General features: G+C 66.1%; 1 protein-coding gene. It reads left to right on the top strand.

What is annotated here, in order from left to right; genetic code table 11:
- Positions 1–1,164 (top strand): TonB-dependent receptor (locus ABWP09_RS14445; RefSeq protein WP_353205813.1); only part of this gene is annotated, 1,164 nt, incomplete at both ends.

Raw genomic sequence — 1,164 nt, 5'->3', positions numbered from 1 at the left:
CTATATCCAGAATGCCGCCGGTCCGGTCTATGCCGGATCGCTCAATATCGGCGGCTATGCCTATAGCGTCGCGCCGAGTGCGTTTTCGAACAACGTCTACAGCTATAATCAGCGCCATTGGTCGCACAGCCTCAGCGCCACCGGGTCGTCCGGGTGGATCGACTGGCAAGTGATCGCCACGCTCTACGATTTCGCGCGCGACGACCAACGCATCGCTGGCACCGTCTTGCCCGGCGCGACCAGCGGTGGTGCCGGTACGATCACGCGGCTCGATGGCACCGGCTGGTACACGCTCGATGCCAAGGCGCTGTGGCAAGCCGGTGGTGGGCATCGCATCGGCGCGGGCTATCATCGCGATCGCTACACGCTGGCCAGCAACCGTTACGCCACGACCGACTGGATCGCAGGTGCACCCGGCGCGCTGACTCTCGCCTCCAGCGGCAAGACCCAGACCAATGCCGTCTGGGTGCAGGACGCCTGGACGATCGCACAGCCGCTGACGGTGACGCTCGGCGGGCGCTATGAGTGGTGGAAGGCGTATGACGGCGTCAATTTTTCGCCGACCTTGCTGCCGACACCGACGATCTTGCAGCCGTCGCGCTCGGCCAGCCGCTTCTCGCCCAAGGCTGCGCTCGCCTGGACCCCGGCGAAGGACTGGAAAGTCTCGCTATCGTTCGGGGAAGCGTACCGCTTCCCGACCGTCACCGAGCTGTATCAGGCGGTCACGGTCGGTGCGAACCAGCAATCGCCCAACCCGACGCTCAAGCCCGAACGCGCTTTGTCGGAGGAACTGGCGATCCAGCACGGCGATGGCGACCGCTACGTCCGCCTGTCGCTGTTCAACGAGGCATTCAGCGACGCCCTTCTGTCACAGACCGGGTTGCTGCCCGGCGGGGCCAGCGTGGCCTTTGTTCAGAATGTCGATCGCGTCCGCACGCGCGGCGCCGAACTGGCGCTGGTCGAGCGCGACCTGCTGCCGCGCTTCGATCTGTCGGGCAGCCTCACGCTGGTCGACCCGCGCATCGTCGCGAACGCAACGCTTCCCGCCACCATCGGCAAGCGTCCGCCGCAAATCCCGCTGCGCAAGGCGACGATCGTCGCAACATATCGCCCGACCGACGCGATCTCGCTCACCGCCGCCGCGCGCTATGCCAGCCGCAGTTA

The organism is Sphingomonas sp. (genome assembly GCF_040398505.1).
Lineage (GTDB): Bacteria > Pseudomonadota > Alphaproteobacteria > Sphingomonadales > Sphingomonadaceae > Sphingomonas.
This window is presented reverse-complemented; position numbering and strand designations above follow the sequence as displayed.